Source organism: Flavobacterium erigeronis, from assembly GCF_054075165.1.
This window is the reverse complement of record NZ_JBSKGP010000026.1, coordinates 1-881: the sequence shown is the minus strand read 5'-3', so window position 1 is coordinate 881 and position 881 is coordinate 1. Positions and strand designations below refer to the sequence as shown.

1 protein-coding gene is annotated in these 881 nt (G+C 40.7%); it reads right to left on the bottom strand.

Annotated elements, in window-relative coordinates:
* Window positions 1-881: DUF11 domain-containing protein (locus ACWA1F_RS23925; protein WP_456897541.1), on the bottom strand; the 881-nt coding region annotated here is incomplete at both ends.

Below are 881 nucleotides of genomic sequence, written 5' to 3'. Positions count from 1 at the left end.
CTGCATTGTTTACTGTTTTAGTTAAAGAAAGATCTGAAGATTGTGCTGTTGGAGTGGTTGAAACCGATGCGTAATCATTCTCTGTCGTAATTCCGTTATTTGGAGTAGAATTCGGGTCAGGAAGATTGCTGGCGGTCACTTCTGCCACATTCAGATAATCTCCAGTTGCCTTTACCGTTGCTAGAATTTGCAGTGTTTCTGATTTTCCATTTTCTAAATTCCCTACAGCCCAAATTCCTGTGGTCGGATTGTATGTTCCAGTTGAAATCGTAAAGTTGGAGTAGGTATATCCAGACGGCAATAAATCGGTTACGGTTACTCCAGCTGTATCTTGCGGGCCATTATTAGTTACCACAACTTCAAAAGTAACTACAGAACCCACAATCGGTGTTGCATTATTAACGGTTTTGGTTAACGATAAATCGGCGTATTGTAGTGTCGGCGTTGTTATAGCAGTGGCATAATCATCTTCTGTGGCAACTCCGTTATTTGGAGTAGAATTCGGGTCTGTAAGATCAGCGGCTGTTATTTCGGCAATATTCAAATAATCTCCTGTCGCGTTTACAGTTGCTGTAAGCTGTAAAGTTTCAGATTTTTGATTAACGATATTGGCCAGTGACCAAACTCCCGTTATAGGGTCGTAAGTTCCTGTTGAAATCGTAAAACTGTTGTAGGTATATCCTGAAGGCAGTAAATCTGTCAATTCAACATTTGTATTGTCTTGCGGCCCGTTATTGGTGATAACAATTTCAAAAGTTACCTGAGAACCTACAAACGGAGTTGGATTGTCTACTTTTTTAGTCAATGATAAATCAGAAGAAAGCGGAACTGGCGTTACGGCTGCGGTAGCATAATCGTCTTCTGTCGTTACTCCATTGTTC